This window comes from Halomonas piscis, assembly GCF_031886125.1.
Taxonomy (GTDB): Bacteria; Pseudomonadota; Gammaproteobacteria; order Pseudomonadales; family Halomonadaceae; genus Vreelandella; species Vreelandella piscis.
This window is the reverse complement of record NZ_CP119391.1, coordinates 431,314-450,299: the sequence shown is the minus strand read 5'-3', so window position 1 is coordinate 450,299 and position 18,986 is coordinate 431,314. Positions and strand designations below refer to the sequence as shown.

The following is an 18,986-nucleotide window of genomic DNA, read 5'->3' as shown; positions in this document are numbered from 1 at the left end:
GCCTGCCTTGTCCATACGGAGACATCCATGCCCCACGACGCGACGCTGGAGGCGTTCTGCGCCTTCTTCAATAATCTTGACAAAGATTGTACAAAAAGCCTGTACGATGTATATACTCAAGACGTGGTGTTCACCGATCCGCTGCATCGCATCGAGGGCATCCAGGCGCTTGAGGCCTACTTTGCCGGCATGTACGAAAACGTTCGCGACTGCCGCTTTGACTATCACGATACCCAGCAGGACGGCGACACGGCCTTTGTGACCTGGACCATGCACTTTGCCCACCCGCGGCTTAACGGCGGACACAGAATCAGCGTCGAGGGCTGTACCCGGCTCGAGTTTGCCGAGGACGGCCGGGTCAGGCGCCACCGTGACTACTTCGACGCCGGCGCCATGCTGTACGAGCACGTACCGCTACTGGGCCGCGCCGTTCGCTGGCTCAAGCGTCGGGCGAGCCGCTAGCCGACAAACAGCAAAGGAGCGACACATGGGCACCTGGAACACTCCCCAACGCATCTGGCTGACCGGCGCGACGTCGGGCATCGGCAAGGCGCTGGCCCAGCGGCTGATGGCGGAAGGCCATCGCGTGGTGCTCAGCGCCCGCCGCCAGGACAAACTGGCTGCCCTGTGCAAGGGCTTTGACAACGCTGCTGTTCTGCCGCTGGACATCAGCGACCGCGACGCCGTCCAGGCCGCCGGGAAACGTATCGAAGCCGAACTGGGCGGACTCGACCTGGCGCTGTTCAACGCCGGCACCTGCGAGTATCTTGACGTCCGGGCGTTCGACGTGGCGCTGGTCGAGCGGGTGCTTACCCCCAATCTTAACGGCACCCTGTACTGCGTGGAGGCTGCACTGCCGCTGTTGCGCGCTGCGCGCCGCGAAGGCCGACCCGCACGGCTGGCGGTGACTTCGAGCGCCTCGGCCTATATGGCGCTGCCCCGGGCCGAGGCCTACGGCGCATCCAAGGCGGCGGTAAGCTACTTCATGGAAGCCCTGCGGCTGGACCTTTCCCCGGAGACGATCGGCGTCAGCGTTATCCATCCGGGCTTTGTCGACACTCCGCTCACCGCGCAAAACGACTTCCCCATGCCCATGCAGGTCAGCGTCGACCAGGCGGCGGACGCCATCCTCAAGGGGCTTTATCACGGCCGCAAGGACATCCACTTCCCCAAGCGCTTTACCTTGATCGTCAAGCTGCTGGGCATTCTGCCCCCGGCGCTGCGCTTTGCCGTGGGCCGGCGCCTGGTGCGCGACCCCCAGCAAGAGGACGCCGCATGAGCGTTCCCGGCAGCCAGCGCATCGCCGTGATCGGCGGCGGCATCAGCGGCATGGCGGAGGCCTTTTACCTGTCCGCCCGCCACGAGGTCACGCTGTTCGAAGCCGCCCCGCGCCTTGGCGGGCATACCGCCACGGTAGACGTCACCGCCGGTGGCGAGCGCCACGCCGTGGACACCGGCTTTATCGTCTTCAACGACTGGACCTACCCGCACTTCACCCGTCTGCTGGAGACGCTGGGCGTGGCCACCCAGCCCACCGAGATGAGCTTTTCGGTGCACGAAACCGAGCGCGACTTCGAGTACAACGGCCATACCCCGGGCTCGCTGTTTGCCCAGCGGCGCAACCTGGTCTCGCCGGGCTTCTACCGGCTCTTGGCCGACATCGTGCGCTTCAACCGCCGGGCGACGCGGGACCTTCAGGCCGGCCGGCTGGCGGATGGCATGACGCTGGGTGACTACCTGGACCGCCAGGGCTACGGCGAGGCGTTTCAGCGCCGCTACCTGCTGCCCATGGGCGCGGCCATCTGGTCGGCAAGCCTTGACGATCTGCGCGGCTTTCCGCTGGCGTTTTTCGTACGTTTTTTCCGCAACCACGGGCTGTTGAACCTCGTCAACCGGCCCCAGTGGTACACCGTGGCGGGGGGCTCCCGGGCGTATATTCCCGCGCTCACCGCGCCCTACGCCGAGCGCATCCGCCTTAACGCACCGGTGGCCGCCGTCACCCGGGACGCCACCGGCGTGGAGCTTGAGACTCACGGCGGGCGCGAGCGTTTTGACCGGGTGGTATTTGGGTGCCACGCCGACCAGACGCTCGCTATTCTCGGCGCCGATGCCACCGCCGCCGAGCGCGAGGTGCTCGGGGCCATGCCCTATCAGGACAACGAGGTGGTGCTGCACACCGACACCCGGCTTTTGCCCCGCCGCCGCCGGGCCTGGGCCAGCTGGAACTATCGGCTGGACCGGCGCGACGCCGGCGATGCGGTATCGGTGACCTACAACATGAACATCCTCCAGCGCCTTCACGCCGACACCACCTTCTGCGTCACGCTCAACGACAGCCAAAGCATCGACCCGACCACAGTCCTTGGCCGCTTCACCTACGCCCATCCGCGCTTCACCCTGGACGGCCAGGCTGCCCAGGCCCGCCACGACGAGATCTGTGGCGCCCGGACCAGCCACGGCCGTACCCATTTTTGCGGCGCCTACTGGCGCAACGGCTTTCACGAGGACGGCGTGTGGAGCGCGCTGCGCGTGGCGCGAAAGCTCGGCTGCGACGAGCCTGCCGCGCCGCCGGCGCCGCCCACGGCGATACCCGCCCATCACTTGCTGCCCGACGCCGGGCCGGGAGATATGGGATGAGCCGGCACCCTGAAAGCAGCCACATCGCTGCGCCGTCGGCTTTGCCCGTACGTTCGCGGGTGTATCGGGGCACGCTGCGCCACCGGCGCTTTGTGCCCAAAGCGCACGAGTTCAGCTACCGGGTGTGGATGCTGTGGCTGGACCTTGACGAACTCCCGGGACTTTTCGACGGCGTGCCGGGCTTCAGCGCTCGGCGCCCGGCGCCGGCACGCTTCCGCCGCGAAGACTATCTGGGGCCTGTGGATATGCCGCTTGCCGACGCCGTGCGAAGGCGCCTGACCGCAACGCTGGGCCACGCCCCGGACGGGCGCATCTGCATGCTGACCCAGCTGCGTGTGCTGGGCACGGTGTTCAACCCCGTTACCTTCTACTACGCCTTCGACCGCGACGATCGGCCGGCAGCGATTCTTGGCGAGGTGACCAACATGCCCTGGCGAGAGCGCGTCTGCTACGTCGCCGAGGTGGACGGCAGCCGCCACAGCCACGCCGCGCACTTTGCCAAGGCCATGCACGTCTCGCCGTTCAACCCCATGGCCATGACCTACCGCTGGCGCTTCAACACCCCGGGCGAGCGTTTGCTGATGCACATGGAAAACCGCGCCGCCGACGGCGAGAACGGCGGCGAGCGCTGCCACTTCGACGCCACCCTGACGCTTGACGGCACGCCGGCCACCCGGGACGCGCTTGTCGCTACGCTGGCCCGCCAGCCGGGGATGAGCCTGAAGACGCTCGCCGGTATTTTCCTTCAGGCGTTCAAGCTGTGGCGCAAGAAAATGCCCGTTTATGACCATCCAGACAGCCACCGGGAGACACCGCCATGACGAGTGCCAACTCCTGTCCTGCCCCCTGCCAGGCTTCCCCGCGCCCACGCCTTGCACGCTGGCTCAGGCCGCGCCTGCTCGCCCAGCTTGATCGTTTTACCGGCGGCACCATCACGCTTGTGGAGAGCGGCGACCGCCGGCAGCTGGGCCAGGGCGGCTCGCTGGCGGCCACGGTGGTCATCCGCCACCCCCGCGCCTGGCAGCGCATGGCGCTGGGCGGCACCGTGGGCGCGGGCGAAGCCTACATGGACGGCGACTGGGACACCGACGACCTGGTGGCGCTGGTGCGGCTTTTCGCGCTGAACCTCGATGCGGTCAACGCGCGCGTGGAAAACGGCAGCGCCCGGCTCGCCCGCTGGCTGCTCACCGCCGCCTACGGGCTGCAGCGCAACTCGGCCCGGGGCTCCCGGCGCAACGCGGCCGCCCACTACGATATCGGCAACGACCTGTTTGCGCTGTTTCTCGACCGCCGCCACCGAATGTACTCAAGCGCGGTGTTTCCGCATCCGGCGGCCAGCCTGGAAGAGGCCTCGACCCACAAGCTCGACCGGATGCTCGACAAGCTCGGCGTGGGGCCCGAGCATCACCTGTTGGAAATCGGCACCGGCTGGGGCGGGCTTGCCATTCACGCCGCCCAAACCCGGGGTTGCCGGGTGACAACCACCACGATTTCCGGAGAGCAGTACGCCCACACTGCCAAGCGCATCGAGGAAGAGGGCCTGGGCGAGCGCATCACGCTGCTCAAGGAAGACTATCGGGACCTCACCGGCACCTACGACCGGATCGTCTCGGTGGAGATGATCGAGGCCGTGGGCCATCAGTATCTGGATACCTACCTAGCCAAAGTCGACGCCCTGCTCGCCGCCGACGGCCAGGCCATGCTGCAGGCGATTACCATCCGCGATCAGCGCTTTGACGCCGCCAAGCGCGAAATGGATTTCATCAAGCGCTATATTTTTCCCGGCGGGTTTCTACCCTCCCACCAGGCGATCGTGTCGAGTCTGGCGCGGAAAACCTCGCTCAACGTGCTCGATCTCGACGAAATCGGCCCGCACTACGCGCGCACCCTGCGCGAATGGCGCCACCGCTTCGAGGCGAGCCTCGATCAGGTGCGCCGGCTGGGCTACGACGAGCGCTTTATTCGCATGTGGCGCTACTATCTCTGCTACTGCGAGGGTGGCTTTCTCGAGCGCACCATCGGCACCTGCCAGCTGCTGCTGACAAGGCCCGGGGCGCGACCGGCGCCGCTCGTCGGCGCGCCGTGACGCTACCCTTGCCGTTCACGCCCCGGGCGCGCCGGCTGATCGTCAACGCCATGGCTTTCGAGGCCGGCTGGCTGGTCTGCGTGCTGGGCGGCTCTAGCGTCGCCCTGGTGGCAGGCCCGGCGCTGATTGGCTGGCACCTGTGGCGAACGGCCGGCCCCGGGGAGTGGCGGCTGGTGGTCGGCTTTGCCCTGGCGGGACTTTTCATTGACGGCGGCCTGACGCTTGCCGGCGGCTTTACCTTTCACCGCCCCGGAGCCCACGGCACGATGCCCGACGCCTGGCCGCTGCCGCTGTGGCTATGGATGCTGTGGCCGCTGTTTGCCACCCTGGTGCGCCATTCACTGAGCTGGCTATGGCCATATCCATGGCTGGCCACGTGCTGCGGCGCCGCGGGCGCCGCCCTTTCCTACTACGGCGGCAGCGTGCTGGCCCGGGTAACGCTGGCCCCCTGGCTTGTGCCCGCCGAGGCGCTGGCCTGGGGGCTTGTCTGCGCTCTGCTGGCGCGGCAGCGGCCCTGAAGCCGCCCCCTCGTGTACGCCTTTGAACAGCAACGCGCGTGCATTCAGCGGTTTCGGGAAGTAAACTAGGCGGGCCTTGCGGGTCGCTCCCCGGTACCTCGCCTCGGCACGGGTAGCCGCACGCGGCCCTTGATCATTTCGACACTCGGAACAATTCAGTGACCAAGCAACACTCTTTTGATCGCGACGAACTGCTTGCCTGCTCGCGCGGCGAGCTGTTCGGCCCGGGCAACGCCCAACTCCCGGCGCCCAATATGCTCATGCTCAACCGCATTACGCACATCAGCGAGATCGGCGGCGAACACGACAAGGGCGAGCTGATTGCCGAGCTGGATATCAGTCCCGACCTGTGGTTTTTTGACTGCCACTTCCCCGGCGACCCGGTGATGCCCGGCTGCCTGGGGCTGGACGCCATGTGGCAGCTGGTCGGCTTTTATCTTGGCTGGCTTGGCCACCCCGGTCGCGGGCGGGCACTGGGCTGCGGCGAAGTCAAATTCTCCGGTCAGATTTTGCCCGACGCGCAAAAGGTCACCTATCGCATCAACATCAAGCGTGTGATTACGCGGCGCCTGATTCTGGGCATGGCCGACGGCACCGTGGCCGTCGACGGACGCGATATTTACCAGGCTAATGACTTGCGCGTTGGCCTATTCACCTCCACCGCGAACTTTTAACAGGAGGCTCCCATGCGACGAGTGGTAGTCACCGGCCTGGGCATCGTGTCGTGCCTGGGCAACGATCAGCAACAGGTGTTGGACGCGCTGAAAAGCGGACGCAGCGGCATCAACTTCAAGCAGGACTACGCCGATCTGGGCTTCCGCAGCCATGTCGCCGGCAGCGTCGATATCGACCTGGAAGCGCTTATTGACCGCAAGCTGCGCCGCTTCATGGGCGACGCGGCGGCCTACGCCTACGTCTCCATGGCCCAGGCCATCGAGGACTCGGGCCTCGCTCCCGAACAGGTATCCAGCGAGCGCACCGGGCTGATCGCCGGTTCCGGCGGAGCGTCGAGCTCCAACCAGGTGGAAGCCGCCGACGTGCTGCGCGAGCGCGGCCTGCGGCGCGTAGGCCCTTACCGCGTCACTCGCACCATGGGCAGCACGGTGTCGGCCTGTCTGGCGACGCCGTTTGAAATCAAGGGCGTCAACTACTCGATTTCGTCGGCCTGCGCGACCTCGGCGCACTGCATCGGCAACGCCATGGAGCAGATCCAGCTGGGCAAACAGGACGTGGTCTTTGCCGGCGGCGGCGAGGAAGAGCACTGGACGCTATCCTGCCTGTTCGACGCCATGGGCGCGCTTTCCACCCGCTACAACGACGCCCCGGAAAAAGCCTCGCGCGCCTACGACAAGGCCCGGGACGGCTTCGTCATCGCCGGCGGCGGCGGCATGCTGGTGCTCGAAGAGCTGGAGCACGCCCACGCCCGGGGCGCCAAAATCTACGGCGAACTGGTGGGCTACGGCGCCACCTCGGACGGCGTCGACATGGTCGCCCCTTCCGGCGAGGGCGCCACGCGCTGCATGCGCCAGGCGCTGGCCACGGTCAACGGCGGTATCGACTACATCAACACCCACGGTACTTCCACGCCGGTGGGCGACGTGTCCGAGCTGAAGGCCGTGCGCGAGGTGTTTGGCGACACCACCCCGGCGATGAGCTCGACCAAGTCGCTGACCGGCCATTCCCTGGGCGCCACCGGCGTGCAGGAAGCTATCTACTCGCTGCTGATGATGGAGCACGAATTCGTCGCTGCCTCGGCCAACATCGACGACCTTGACGAGCAGGCCGAGGGCTTCGACATCGTCACCGAGCGCCGGGACGGCGTGAAGCTTGAGCGCGTGCTCACCAACAGCTTCGGCTTTGGCGGCACCAACGCCTGCCTGGTGTTTGAGCGCATGCAGGACTAGGGGGCGTTAACAATTAGGCCAGCCATATGGCGGCTGACACGAGGCAGAGGAGTGACTGGTAGTTTCTTGCCAGTCGCTCATAGCGTGTAGATAACCGCCGGAACTTCTTGATTTTCTGAAAGAACCTCTCCACCAGATTGCGATCTTGGTAACAGTGCCAGTCTACTTCAATGCGCGCCAAACGATTCTTTTTCGGAGGAATCACCGGCTCGGCACCTGCGGCCTGAATCATGTCCCGCAGAGCAGTGGAGTCATACCCCTTGTCGCCCAGCACCGCTTGCGGGGAAAAACCTTCCAGTAGAGCGGGAGCAGCACCATACTCCGACGCCTGGCCCGGTGTGAGAACCAATCGTACTGGGTTACCTAACGCATCGACTGCGGCATGAATTTTGGTGCTCAATCCGCCTCGAGATTTGCCCATGGCTTCGACGTCTTGCGTGTTTTTTTTGACGCTCCATGCTGGTGCACCCTGACGATGCTACCGTCGATCATCAGCTGCTCTAGATCGGGATCGTCGGCTACTGTGTCAAAAATACGCTGCCAAACGCCTTTTCGTGACCAACGGTTATACCGCATGTAGACGGTGTGCCAGCGCCCAAAAGATTCGGGAAGATCACGCCACGGGGCGCCGGTCCGAGCGATCCAGAGCACGGCTTCCACGAACAGGCGATTGTCCTTGGCAGTTACCCCACAGTCTGAGGCTTTGCCGGGGAGCAGGTGCTCGATTCGCTCCCACTGATCATCGCGTAACTTCAACCGACTCATGGCCCACCAAAATCTATGAATACTAAATCAGTTTAAACGAAACTAATGATTGTTAACACACCCTAGCTCCCCCGGCACACCGCGCCACCCACAAAAACGGCACCTTTCGAGGTGCCGTTTTTTCATGCCTGAGCGGCGCCGGCTACGCACGCGCCGGGCGAGCCACGTCGGAAATCTCGTCGAGCTGGCCTTCGATCCAGGCTTCCACCTCGGCCATTACCGCGTCCGGGGTCTTCCCCGCCGTCTCGATGGGCGCGCCGATGCGCACCCGCAGCACCCCCGGCTGCTTGACCCAGTGGCGCCCGGGCCAGCGCTCGCCGGCGTTGTGCGCCACCGGCAGCACCGGCACCCCGGCGCGACAGGCGATCACGCTGCCGCTTTTGTTGTAGCGCCGTCGCGATCCGGGATCTACCCGGGTTCCCTCGGGAAAAATCAGCACCGACAGCCCACTTTGCAGCCGCGTCACGCCCTGGGTGAGCACCTGCTTCAGCGCCCGGGACGGCTTCGAGCGGTCGAGGCTGATGGGGTGCAGCAGCCGCAGCCCCCAGCCAAAGATGGGGATATTCAAAAGCTCGCGCTTGAGCACGGTGCACACCGGCGGCATCATCACCTGGAGAAATACCGTTTCCCACTCGGACTGGTGGTTCGCCTGGATCACGCAGGCGCCCTCGGGCAGGTGTTCGCGGCCGCGAATGTCGTAGCGCACCCCGCAGGCCAGGCGAAACCAGCGGATCAGGAAATGATTGTAGAGGTTGAGCAGCCGGTAGCGCCCGGACAGCGGCAGAAACGGCGCTATCGGCAGCAGCAGCACGCCGCACACCAGCATCGCGGAAAAGTAGCCGACATAGAAAATGCCGCTGCGCAGCACCTTGATCACGAAGCGCCCTCCTCGCCGCCTTCTGCGGGGTTATCCCGTGTCAGGCACCAGGCCTCCAGCATGCGCTCAACTTCCAGCCGCCAGGGCTTCTGATGTACGCCGAACACCTTCAGCACCCGGCGACAGTTGAGCACGCGATAGAGCTTGGCGTCGTGATGGTGGTTAAGCGCCTGAACCTCGCCCAGCGTCAGCGTTTCGCCGCGCCCGTCCAGGTGCGTTGCCAGCTGGGTACGCACCACCGAGGTAAAGCCGAATGCACTCACCGGCTCGATGCCGGCCAGATGGTAGGCGCCCCAGGCACTGACCCCGCAGCCCAGCTGCTGCAGCATGCCGATCAGCGCCAGGGCGACGGCGTCCGCCGAGGTAGGGCAGAAAATCACGTCCTCGGCGGCGCGCACGTTGTCGCCGGCCACCAGGCTGTCGATGGTCTCTCCCAGCCAGGCGTGGCTGCCTTCCAGAGCAAAGAGCGGTCCCAACCGGACAATCAGATGGCGATGGTACTCCGCACGGATACGGTCGCCGGTCTGCACCAGCCGGCGCAGGCTGGTATCCCGGGGCTCGGGGACCAGGTGCTCATCGATGGGTTCGTTATGGCCGTCTTCGTAAAGCTGGTCGGATACGCACCAGACCAGCGCCACGTCCCGGGAGAGGCAGGCGTCCAGGCAGGCCTCCACGGCGTTGGCGTGGGCCGTTACCTCTGCCGGCGCCAGGCTCAGCGGACTTGACAGCGGCGGCACGATCACCGCATCCGGCGCGACCTCGTCAAGCCGCTCGGGCGTAATCCGAGTGGCGGCTTCGATCACCAGCCAGGTGTCGGAGCGCCGCCCCGCTTCGCGCGCCAGCGCCAGGCTCAAGCAGTGCCCGGCATCCACAATCAAAAGCTTCACAGAACGCCTCTCCGTTTCTCCGTTCGGGCTACCGGCCGGCGCCCGCCGTCCCCTAAAGCAGGCGCCCAAGGCGTGCCACTTTACCGGAACCCTATCGATGGCAAAAGCGATATACACCGCCCGCGGCGGTGTTATGCTGTCAAGGCTTCTGAACTGAAGGAGACGGCCATGCCAACACCCGCATTATCCCTTGACGCATCCCAGGCACCCCGGGCAATTCGCTGCAAGCGCGCCTATGAGGCGCCCGCCGACGACGACGGCTATCGCGTCCTTGTGGACGGCATGTGGCCGCGCGGCGTCAGCAAGCAGGCGCTCAAGCTCGACGACTGGCAAAAGGCGCTGGCGCCCTCCAGGGAACTGCGCCAGTGGTTCGGCCACGACCCTTCGCTGTGGGCGGGATTCTACCAGAAGTTTTTTCACGAGCTGGAGCACAGCGACGAGGCTTGCCAGGCGCTGACGGATCTGCTCGATGCCTGCCAAGGAAAAACCCTGACGCTGGTCTATGCGGCCAAGGACGAATCGCACAACAACGCCGTGGCGCTGAAACAGTTCATCGAGCACCACACCGCCTGACGATACCCGAGCTGCACGTACGGCCGGCTGCATGAAGTCGGTCTGCTCTACTATGAAGCTGACCGGCAACGCAAAAGCCCGGCCGCCGCGCGAGCGGCGGGCCGGGCTTTTTTTCATGCGCCGTTTCTTGCAGCAAACGCCGTTGCTACACCATGTCGCGGCGTTCCTTCTGCGCCTGGCGGCGATCGCGGATCACCGCGCGGCAGATCAGAATCAGCACGCCAAGGGTGAGCGCCGGCCAGATCAGTACGTAAAAGCCCATTAATGCGGTCATCAATACGTCTCCTTTCATGTCTACGGTACGGCGCGGCTCAGGACTGAGCCACGGGCTGGCCGGCGGTTTTCGGCGGCTCGACCGGCCTGCCGGTATCCAGGCTCTCCGTCTCGGCAGCGTCGTCGTAGTCGCCCACGCGCCGGCGAATAAGGTCAAAATCGAAAGGCGCTTCCTTGCTGGCGAGACTCATGACCACGCATACCAGCGTGCTGGTTCCGTAGGCCGTGAGCGAAGCCAGCAGCACGGTGTATTCGCGCAAAAAGCCGGTGGCAAATACCAGCATGCCAATCAGCGCCAGCACGCCGGCAATCGCGCCGGCGATGCGCCCGAGAAAGCCGAAGGCCATCAGGCCGATGATGATGCCGCCGCCGATGCTTGCCAGCAGCTCGAACATCAGGCCGAAACCACTGGCCAGAGGCAGCACTTCAAAGCGTGCCAGCGAGAACATGACCATGGCGACGATCACCGAGGTGGTAAACGCCTTGTTGGTCACGCGGTCCCAGAAGCAGCTGGCAATCACCGGGAAGACGATCGCCCCCCAGAGCGCGCCAACGAATACCAGCATCACCAGAATATCCAGCGAGAAGCTGGCAAAGATAATCGCTGCGACGGTCGCTACGATCATGGTCAAGCGGCCCACCAGCAGCATGCGGTCGGGGTCGGCATTGCCCTTGGCGATATTCTTGCCGTAGACGTCGGCCATCATGATCGCGGAAAGCGCCGAGAGATCAGAGTCCGCGGTGGACGAAAGCGAACCGATCACCAGGATGAAGAACAGGGCGATGAACACCGGCGGCAGGTAGCCCGAGACCATCTGCGGAATGAGGTTGTTCATGTCGCCATTCATCGGCTCGATGCCGATGGTCAGCGCCATCAGGCCAATCATGCCAAGGCCGATGACAATCGCGCCGTAGCCCACGGTAGCGGTGAGAAAAGTCGGCTTGATGTGGTCTTCGTTGACCGCAAACAGGCGCTGGGAAATGGTCTGGTTACCGATGGCGTAGGCCAGCACGGCGACGAAGAACGGCGCGCCCTGCTCGAGAACCGCCTCGCCGGAGAAGAAATTGGCCTGCTCGGGCGTGAGGTTGTCAAGCCCGGCGACCAGCTCGGTGGGGCCGCCCATGGCAAAGAATACCGCGGGGATGATCACCACGGCGATGGCCATCAGCGCCACCAGCTGGGAAAAGTCGGTAATCACCGAGGCGCGAAAGCCCGACCACAGGGTATACAAGAGCACGCCGACGCCGGCAATGATCACCCCGGCCTGAAACGACAGCGGCGACAGCACCGACACCAGCGCACCGGCGGCGGTAAAGTTGACCATCAGGCTGATGATGCTGCCCATGATGTTGGAAATCGCCAGAATCAGCTGGCTGGAGCTGCCGTGGCGAGCGTGAATGAGCTCGCCCAGTGTCGCCGCGTTAGGGGCGAGCCGGCGAAAACGCTTGCCGAACGGATAAATGAACAAGATCATCAGTGCGCCCCAGAGTCCGTAGTGAATGGGGCCGGAAACGCCGTACTGATAGCCCGAGGTGGCCGCGGCGTAAAACGAAGCCGCCCATATCCAGGTGGCGGTCATGCTGGCCGCACCGATACCAAAGCCGATGCGGTGGTTGGATACCATGAAGGCGTCGGCATCCTCGTTTTTCTTGCGGATGCCTAACGTCAACAGATAGGTGCCGCCGTAAAACGCCAGCAGCAGCAACATCACGGTCCAGATGGAAAACTGATATAACGATTCGCTATTCAAGGGCAACTCCCCGTTGGTGGCACACACGTACCCACAGGCACTATCTTCTTGCGGGTACAGCGGATAGATATCGGTACAGCAAAGGAACGATGTCGGCATGGGGCGTGCGTGGGCCAGGGCCCCGATCATGCGCGCAGCGCACGGGGCGTTACCGGCTTGCCAGGAAGCGCGGCGTTGGCAGCAAAGAGCGCACGGCGTGCAGGTGACGGCCGTTCAGACGCTACCCCAAAAGGGGAGGGGGCGGCGGGCGGCGCGGCATGCAACGGCCGGCGTCGGAATAGTGGGATGGCATGGCTGCCCTCTCCTATTATCGATGACGTTAGCCGACATAAAATCGAAACGGCCGAAGGCGATACTGCGCGTGGGCAGCGCCGTCACGGCGTTCGAGGAAAGGCCTCGGCGGTGGAAAAGCAGGTGCCGAGGATGTTGCTACCCTACAGCCCCCCGGGGGCAAAGTCCAACCGGCGGTGCGTAGGGGGTTAGCGCCTCCTCGCTTGCGGACCTCACAGGGCGCTTCAGGTCGGCTATGCCCGGGTGGGTGCCCAGGCGTTGAGCAAGCGATCCAGCAGCGCCATGACCAGCACCGTCAGCGCCATGGCGACGCACATCGAAGTGAAGCGGTAAGCCGCGCTATAAACCAGATCCTGATGGGGCGACAAATACTGGCCAAACAGAATGCCAAGCGTGGTCAGCCCGCCAAAGCCCACGCCGGACCCTGCGCGTTCGAGAATGTGCGCCCGGGCAAACAGCATCAGCCCCGCCCAGTACACCAGCACCACCAGCAAAAAGTGCTGGCTCTGGGTATACAGCAGCAGCTGAACAAACACTGCCAGATTGCAGCCCAGAAGCGTGCCCACCACCCGCTTGCGCGCGGAGAGTTTCGCGCCGGGGTAGCCCAGCGCAAACAGAATCAGCACCGTGGACATCTGTGCCGACAGCGAGTCGCGCAGATCAAAGACCTGGAACACCACAAAGGAAAGCGTCACGGTCACCGTCCCGATCAGGGTCTCGTGACGAATGCGCGCAGGCGTTTTCGCGCTTTTGGGCGGCGGCCGGCGCGGCGCCACGTCGGGGAAGAGCACGTGCATCAGCCCGGCGATGGCCACGGCCAGCACGCTTGCCACCACGTTGCTGGTGAAAAGATCGGCAAGGTCTACTTCAGGATAGCTGGCAAAGTGCAAAAGGATGCTCAGCGTCAGCACCCCGTTGGCGCCGAAGAGGAAAAACGGCCCCCGGGCCATGAGCCGAAAGCGCGTATAAAACAGCCCGAAGGCAAAGCCCAGCATCACCGGCGGCAGATGCTGGGTGAGCCCCACCACCAGGCTGACCTCCACGCAGTTGACCACCGCGTTGCCCAGAAACTGGCGTACCACGTGGCCGTTGAGCACCGGCAGTATGCCCAGCAGAAACATGGGAAATACGGTAAAGAAGACGCCGTAGTTCCAGTCCATCAGCTGGCTTATCACAAAACCCAGCGCCGCCCCGCAAGCCACGCGCAGGCACTGGCGCAGATCGTTTTCATCCAGCGTCGCCTGGCCCGGGTCATCCCCGGCGCCAGCCGCCTTAGTAGACATGGTGCGAAAAGCTCAACAGCCACACCTGGGCCCGGGCGAGCGCGTGGGCCACAGGGTGTTCCGACGGCGCCAGCTGCACCGTGGCCCGGGCACCGGTGGGCGGCAGCGTCTCGGGCGGAGTCTCCAGGCGCAAGTGGGTGCGCAGACGCTGAGCATCGCGCACCCAGCGGTCGGTGGTGGGGATATGCGCCAGGTTACCGTCGGGCGGTATCTGGCCGTCGCGCACGCCGGCGTCCAGCGACGTGATCCGGGCTGCGTAGGCCTTGCCCGGGCGGGCATCAAAGGCCACCCAGGCGCGGTCGCCGGCAGCCACGTGACGCAGACTTTTCTCGCGAAAGTCGGCGACGATATCCAGCCGGTCGCCCACGCTTGCCATCACCGGCTTGCCGGCGCTGACGCTGTCGCCCACGTCCAACTGCAGGTTGCTGACATGGCCGTCCTGCTCGGCGCGTACCGCTGTGCGCCGCAAATCAAGCCGAGCGGCGGCCAGGGCATTGCGCGCCTTGCGCCGCTGCAAGTTGTCCTCGCCGCTTTGGCCGCGCTGCACCTTAAGCGCATTCACCCTGGCCTCGGCAGCCTGGGCCGCGGCCCTGCCCGCCCGGGCATCGGCGCTTGCGGTATCGAACCGCTGGCGCGACATGCTGCCGCGCTTGACCAGCTTGGCGGCCCGGGCGCGCTCCTGCTCGAGCTCGTCGGCAAGGGTCAGCTGCCGAGTCAGGCTGGCTCTGGCCTCGGCCAGGTCGGCCTCCAGCCGGGCGTTATCGCGCCGCGTCTGGGCCAGCGCCAGCCGAGCCTTCTCCACCGCCAGCCGGTAAGGCGCCGGGTCAACGCGAAACAGCACCGCGCCGCGATGCACCCGAGCGTTGTTGCTCACGTTCACCTCGACCACCTGGCCGCTGACCCGGGGCGCCACGCGCACCACGTCGCGCAGGGCTCGGGCCTGGGGCGTCGCCGGCATCCAGCTATCGGCCAGCACAAAATACACAAACATCACGATAAACAGCGCGATCGCCGCGCGCACCCAGCGGGCAAAACGCTGCTCCGGGGTCATGGAACTCTCTCTGACGGGCGGAAAGGAAAGCGAAAAAAATCGGCGAATCAACTCGATTCGCCGATGTAGCGAAGGCCGCTACTCAATTACCTCTGCTGCCCTGGCAGGCAACAGATAGGGGACAATCTGCTTAGTCGGCTAAACATACCATGAATTAGCGCGCTAACAAAGCGCGTGCCGTCAGACCTTTTTCACAAACTCGGACTTGAGCTTCATCGGCCCGATGCCGTCGATCTTGCAATCGATGTCGTGGTCGCCTTCCACCAGGCGGATGTTCTTGGCCTTGGTGCCGACCTTGACCACCGTTGACGAGCCCTTGATCTTCAAGTCCTTGATCACGGTGACGCTGTCGCCGTCCTGGAGCATATTGCCGTAGGCGTCACTTTTTAGCGGGGCGTCGGGCTCGTCTTCCACCGCGCCATCGACCACCCATTCGTGGGCGCACTCGGGGCAGATCAGCAGCTGCTGGTCTTCATAGGTGTACTCTGAGCCGCACAGGGGGCAAGGAGGTAGCTGACTCATGGGGTATCCTCAAAGGGTCAATAAAACAAGAGCGAATACAACGCCCGCCAGTCTAGCAAAAACCGCTGTCAGGCGAGCGCGGTCGGGTCCTTGCACCGCCGGTGGGTAATATGGAAAGCTTTTTCATTATCCGGCATGCCTGCGGCAACGCGGGTACCGGCCTGGACGCACAAGCTAAAGGAGAGTCGCTATGTCATCACTGCCGCACGTTCAGCTGGCCGCCACCCGGCATGAACCTGCCGTGACACTGCCCGCTATCGGCCAGGGCACCTGGTTCATGGGCGAAAACCTGAGCCCCCGCGAAGATGAGGTCCGCGCCCTGCAGTACGGCCTGGACCAGGGCCTGACGCTTGTCGATACCGCCGAAATGTACGGCAACGGCGGCGCCGAAGAAGTCGTTGGCGAAGCCCTTGCCGGCCGCCGCGACGACGCCTTTCTGGTGTCCAAGGCGTTTCCCTGGAATGCCGGGCGCGACAGCGCCATTGCCGCCTGCGAGGCCAGCCTCGAGCGAATGCATACCGACTATCTGGACCTCTACCTGCTGCACTGGCCCGGCGGCATACCGCTGGACGAGACCCTGGAGGCCTTCGAGCGTCTGCGCGCCGACGGCAAGATCCGTCGCTTTGGCGTTTCCAACTTCGACGTGGATGAGCTCGCCACCCTGTACAGCCTGAGCGGCGGCGACGCCTGGGCGGTCAACCAGGTGCTTTACCACCTGGGCTCCCGGGGCATCGAGCACTCGCTGCTGCCCTGGATGCGCGATCACGGCATGCCCGCCATGGGCTACTGCCCCCTGGCTCAGGGCGGTGGCCTGCGGCGCAGGCTGCTGGATAACCCCGAGGTGGAAAGCATCGCCGCTGACCTGAACATTACCCCCGCTCAGCTGCTGCTGGCCTAGGCCATCCGCCCGCGGGACTTCGCCGGCGATACTGACCGGCGCGACATCATCGCCATTCCCAAGGCGTCGCAGACCAAACACGTAGCGCAAAACGCCGCGACGCTTGGCGTTGAGCTGGATAACGATATCTGCCGCCGTCTGGACGCGGCGTTTCCGCCGCCCGGGCAAAAGGAGCCGCTGGATATCGTGTAATCTGCGCATACGGTCGCCTTCCTGCCTGACCTCACGCAGCGCAGCCTCCTTTTCGCCGGCATCAGCATGCCGGCTTGTCACGACTTTGCACATTATCGGCTTGAACTCTGTGCTGGCCGGGCGGATAATTGAGGAACGTTAAAAAACGCTGTTCGCAAACCAGTTGCACTGCCATTGCTTTTGTGCTTCGCGTTTTGCGAACGCCGTGTTCCTGAAAGGAGGACACCATGAAAAAGCTGACGCTTGCTACCCTGACCGCCGCCGTCCTTGCTGCCGGCCTCGCCACTACCGCCCAGGCTCAGCAGCGGGCTCAGGCCACGCCCTACGTTGGCGCCGATGCCATGTTCTGGAAACTCAACCCGGATCACCACAGCAGCCGCAACGACGTTGGCCTGCGGGTCAACGGCGGCATGAAATTCAACGAATTCTTCGCTCTGGAAGGCCAGCTGGGCACCGGCGGCTCCGACGGCTACGCCGACCTTGACTACCTGGCAGGCATTTACGCCAAGGGCATTCTGCCGGTAACGCCGCAGGCCCGCCTGTACGGCATGGTAGGCGGCAGCCGGGTAAACGCTGACTACGGCGGCAGCGATTCCGACGTTTCCTACGGCGCCGGCGCCGAGATGGACATTGCGCCCAATCTGGCGCTGGGTGCCGACTACATGCGCTACCTGGACAAGTCCGACTACACCTTTGATGCCGCCAGCGTGGGTCTCAGCTACCGCTTTTAATGCCCCGGCCTCGCCGGCACGCTCGTTGCAAAAACGCCCCGCTTTTGCGGGGCGTTTTCATGTTCTAGGGTCTGTTGACGTTTCATGGCAGGGGTATTGGCAGGATAGGGGCAAGCTCACAGAATAAAGGTTCCTAAGCCAACAAACTGCAAGCCTGCCATGCCCCGACAAATGCTCACGGATGAACACTGGCCGAAGCTGAAATCTATCCTGCTTCAACAAGGTATTTATGACAAGACCGATCTGCGTACCACGGTGGAAGGCATCCTTTATCGGATGCGAACCGGCTGCCCGTGGCGGGACCTACCGGAGGCGTTTGGCCCCTGGAACACGGTCTACAAGCGCTTCAACGCCTGGTCAGCGAGTGGAAAGCTGATGAGGATTTTCATCTCTCTGGTGGAAGATCCTGATGTCGAGTGGCTATTTATTGATGGTTCCTACGTCAAGGCTCACCAAGATAGCACTGGGGCTGCCACGGAAGATGCAGAAGCCATTGGCAAAAGTCGTGCAGGCAATACCAGCAAGATCCACTTGGCCGTGGATGCTTATGGGTTGCCGATCGCCTTCAGAATAACCGGGGGTGAAGTGCACGACAGCACGGAAGCCCAGGCATTGATTGACGGTTTGCCGGCAGGTGACGCGCTGGTGGCTGACAAAGGCTATGACAGTGAACGTATCCGTGAGCAGGTCGAAGCCAAAGGAATGGCTGCCGTCATTCCACGCAGGCGTAACTCGAAAAAAGGAAATGCCAATCTGGACAGAGGGTTATATCGCTACCGGCATCTGGTTGAGAATGCCTTTGCTCGATTGAAACCGTATCGCGCCATTGCGACGCGCTACGATAAGCTCAAACGAAATTACGAAAGCATGGTGGCCTTGGCATGCGGCTTTTTATGGCTACCAATGTGAAACGTCAACAGGCCCTACAACTGATGCGCTCAGCCCTACCTGATTCACGGCTGGCTGAGAAACTAGGGGGCGTTAACAATTAGGCCAGCCATATGGCGGCTGACACGAGGCAGAGGAGTGACTGGTAGTTTCTTGCCAGTCGCTCATAGCGTGTAGATAACCGCCGGAACTTCTTGATTTTCTGAAAGAACCTCTCCACCAGATTGCGATCTTGGTAACAGTGCCAGTCTACTTCAATGCGCGCCAAACGATTCTTTTTCGGAGGAATCACCGGCTCGGCACCTGCGGCCTGAATCATGTCCCGCAGAGCAGTGGAGTCATACCCCTTGTCGCCCAGCACCGCTTGCGGGGAAAAACCTTCCAGTAGAGCGGGAGCAGCACCATACTCCGACGCCTGGCCCGGTGTGAGAACCAATCGTACTGGGTTACCTAACGCATCGACTGCGGCATGAATTTTGGTGCTCAATCCGCCTCGAGATTTGCCCATGGCTTCGACGTCTTGCGTGTTTTTTTTGACGCTCCATGCTGGTGCACCCTGACGATGCTACCGTCGATCATCAGCTGCTCTAGATCGGGATCGTCGGCTACTGTGTCAAAAATACGCTGCCAAACGCCCTTTCGTGACCAACGGTTATACCGCATGTAGACGGTGTGCCAGCGCCCAAAAGATTCGGGAAGATCACGCCACGGGGCGCCGGTCCGAGCGATCCAGAGCACGGCTTCCACGAACAGGCGATTGTCCTTGGCAGTTACCCCACAGTCTGAGGCTTTGCCGGGGAGCAGGTGCTCGATTCGCTCCCACTGATCATCGCGTAACTTCAACCGACTCATGGCCCAC

The 18,986-nt window shown here is 63.7% G+C and carries 20 protein-coding genes and 1 pseudogene; 12 read left to right on the top strand and 9 right to left on the bottom strand.

Features of this window, described 5'->3' with window-relative positions:
• The first annotated feature begins 27 nt into the window (after nucleotides 1-27).
• The 8 genes from P1P91_RS02105 (at nucleotide 28) to fabB (ending at nucleotide 7,145) form a co-directional block, all read left to right on the top strand.
• Nucleotides 28-462 (top strand): nuclear transport factor 2 family protein, encoded by a 435-nt coding sequence (locus P1P91_RS02105; RefSeq protein WP_311884190.1) that lies wholly within the window; start codon nucleotides 28-30, stop codon nucleotides 460-462.
• 25 nt (nucleotides 463-487) lie between these two features.
• Complete coding sequence (locus tag P1P91_RS02100; RefSeq protein ID WP_311884188.1) at nucleotides 488-1,279, top strand: SDR family NAD(P)-dependent oxidoreductase; 792 nt, start codon at nucleotides 488-490, stop codon at nucleotides 1,277-1,279.
• Complete coding sequence (locus P1P91_RS02095; protein WP_311884187.1) at nucleotides 1,276-2,637, top strand: NAD(P)/FAD-dependent oxidoreductase; 1,362 nt, start codon at nucleotides 1,276-1,278, stop codon at nucleotides 2,635-2,637. The genes P1P91_RS02100 and P1P91_RS02095 overlap by 4 nt, the downstream gene beginning before the upstream one ends.
• Entirely contained in the window at nucleotides 2,634-3,458 is an 825-nt protein-coding gene (locus P1P91_RS02090) for a DUF1365 domain-containing protein (protein ID WP_311884186.1), read from the top strand. Before P1P91_RS02095 ends, P1P91_RS02090 begins: the two co-directional genes overlap by 4 nt.
• Nucleotides 3,455-4,723 carry a cyclopropane-fatty-acyl-phospholipid synthase family protein gene (locus P1P91_RS02085; protein WP_311884184.1) on the top strand — a complete coding sequence of 423 codons (1,269 nt, stop codon included), beginning with the start codon at nucleotides 3,455-3,457 and terminating at the stop codon, nucleotides 4,721-4,723. Before P1P91_RS02090 ends, P1P91_RS02085 begins: the two co-directional genes overlap by 4 nt.
• A complete protein-coding gene (locus P1P91_RS02080) occupies nucleotides 4,720-5,241 on the top strand; it encodes a DUF2878 domain-containing protein (RefSeq protein ID WP_311884183.1) in 522 nt (173 codons plus the stop codon). The genes P1P91_RS02085 and P1P91_RS02080 overlap by 4 nt, the downstream gene beginning before the upstream one ends.
• 158 nt (nucleotides 5,242-5,399) lie before the next feature.
• A complete protein-coding gene (fabA, locus tag P1P91_RS02075; RefSeq protein WP_311884182.1) occupies nucleotides 5,400-5,915 on the top strand; it encodes a 3-hydroxyacyl-[acyl-carrier-protein] dehydratase FabA in 516 nt (171 codons plus the stop codon).
• A gap of 12 nt (nucleotides 5,916-5,927) precedes the next feature.
• Entirely contained in the window at nucleotides 5,928-7,145 is a 1,218-nt protein-coding gene (gene fabB / locus P1P91_RS02070; RefSeq protein ID WP_311884181.1) for a beta-ketoacyl-ACP synthase I, read from the top strand.
• 13 nt (nucleotides 7,146-7,158) lie between these two features.
• Here fabB and P1P91_RS02065 read toward each other — a convergent pair.
• From P1P91_RS02065 to P1P91_RS02055, 3 genes are all read right to left on the bottom strand, one after another.
• Nucleotides 7,159-7,910, bottom strand: a protein-coding gene (locus P1P91_RS02065) for an IS5 family transposase (RefSeq protein ID WP_407650536.1) whose coding sequence is annotated in 2 segments (ribosomal slippage) — nucleotides 7,159-7,595 and nucleotides 7,595-7,910 — 753 coding nt in all. Because the reading frame shifts where the segments join, the coding sequence is not laid out codon by codon here.
• Between the two features lie 142 nt (nucleotides 7,911-8,052).
• On the bottom strand, nucleotides 8,053-8,787 hold the full coding sequence (locus P1P91_RS02060; protein WP_311884179.1) for a lysophospholipid acyltransferase family protein: 735 nt from the start codon (nucleotides 8,785-8,787) through the stop codon (nucleotides 8,053-8,055).
• Nucleotides 8,784-9,674 carry a sugar nucleotide-binding protein gene (locus tag P1P91_RS02055; RefSeq protein WP_311884177.1) on the bottom strand — a complete coding sequence of 297 codons (891 nt, stop codon included), beginning with the start codon at nucleotides 9,672-9,674 and terminating at the stop codon, nucleotides 8,784-8,786. Before P1P91_RS02055 ends, P1P91_RS02060 begins: the two co-directional genes overlap by 4 nt.
• A 168-nt stretch (nucleotides 9,675-9,842) precedes the next feature.
• Here P1P91_RS02055 and P1P91_RS02050 point away from each other — a divergent pair, with 168 nt between their 5' ends.
• Complete coding sequence (locus tag P1P91_RS02050) at nucleotides 9,843-10,247, top strand: DUF488 domain-containing protein (RefSeq protein ID WP_311884176.1); 405 nt, start codon at nucleotides 9,843-9,845, stop codon at nucleotides 10,245-10,247.
• A 145-nt stretch (nucleotides 10,248-10,392) separates the two neighbouring features.
• Here P1P91_RS02050 and P1P91_RS02045 read toward each other — a convergent pair whose 3' ends face one another.
• The 5 genes from P1P91_RS02045 to P1P91_RS02025 form a co-directional block, all read right to left on the bottom strand.
• A complete protein-coding gene (locus P1P91_RS02045; RefSeq protein WP_311884174.1) occupies nucleotides 10,393-10,521 on the bottom strand; it encodes a putative transporter small subunit in 129 nt (42 codons plus the stop codon).
• Between the two features lie 37 nt (nucleotides 10,522-10,558).
• Nucleotides 10,559-12,271, bottom strand: a complete 1,713-nt coding sequence (locus P1P91_RS02040) for a sodium:solute symporter family protein (protein ID WP_311884173.1) — start codon at nucleotides 12,269-12,271, stop codon at nucleotides 10,559-10,561.
• A gap of 524 nt (nucleotides 12,272-12,795) precedes the next feature.
• Nucleotides 12,796-13,845, bottom strand: a complete 1,050-nt coding sequence (locus P1P91_RS02035; RefSeq protein WP_311884172.1) for a DUF2955 domain-containing protein — start codon at nucleotides 13,843-13,845, stop codon at nucleotides 12,796-12,798.
• A complete protein-coding gene (locus tag P1P91_RS02030) occupies nucleotides 13,835-14,896 on the bottom strand; it encodes an HlyD family secretion protein (RefSeq protein ID WP_311884171.1) in 1,062 nt (353 codons plus the stop codon). The genes P1P91_RS02035 and P1P91_RS02030 overlap by 11 nt, the downstream gene beginning before the upstream one ends.
• Before the next feature lie 180 nt (nucleotides 14,897-15,076).
• On the bottom strand, nucleotides 15,077-15,418 hold the full coding sequence (locus P1P91_RS02025) for a zinc ribbon domain-containing protein YjdM (protein ID WP_311884169.1): 342 nt from the start codon (nucleotides 15,416-15,418) through the stop codon (nucleotides 15,077-15,079).
• A gap of 190 nt (nucleotides 15,419-15,608) precedes the next feature.
• Between P1P91_RS02025 and P1P91_RS02020 the strand changes: the two are divergent.
• The 3 genes and pseudogenes from P1P91_RS02020 (at nucleotide 15,609) to P1P91_RS02010 (ending at nucleotide 18,148) form a co-directional block, all read left to right on the top strand.
• Nucleotides 15,609-16,508, top strand: a pseudogene (locus P1P91_RS02020) (aldo/keto reductase).
• A gap of 227 nt (nucleotides 16,509-16,735) precedes the next feature.
• The gene (locus P1P91_RS02015) at nucleotides 16,736-17,239 is read left to right on the top strand and encodes a porin family protein (protein ID WP_311884168.1); all 504 of its coding nucleotides are present in this window, start codon (nucleotides 16,736-16,738) and stop codon (nucleotides 17,237-17,239) included.
• Between the two features lie 159 nt (nucleotides 17,240-17,398).
• Entirely contained in the window at nucleotides 17,399-18,148 is a 750-nt protein-coding gene (locus P1P91_RS02010) for an IS5 family transposase (protein ID WP_311881913.1), read from the top strand.
• 79 nt (nucleotides 18,149-18,227) lie between these two features.
• Here P1P91_RS02010 and P1P91_RS02005 read toward each other — a convergent pair.
• Nucleotides 18,228-18,979, bottom strand: a protein-coding gene (locus P1P91_RS02005) for an IS5 family transposase (RefSeq protein WP_407650536.1) whose coding sequence is annotated in 2 segments (ribosomal slippage) — nucleotides 18,228-18,664 and nucleotides 18,664-18,979 — 753 coding nt in all. Because the reading frame shifts where the segments join, the coding sequence is not laid out codon by codon here.
• Between the last annotated feature and the right edge of the window lie 7 nt (nucleotides 18,980-18,986).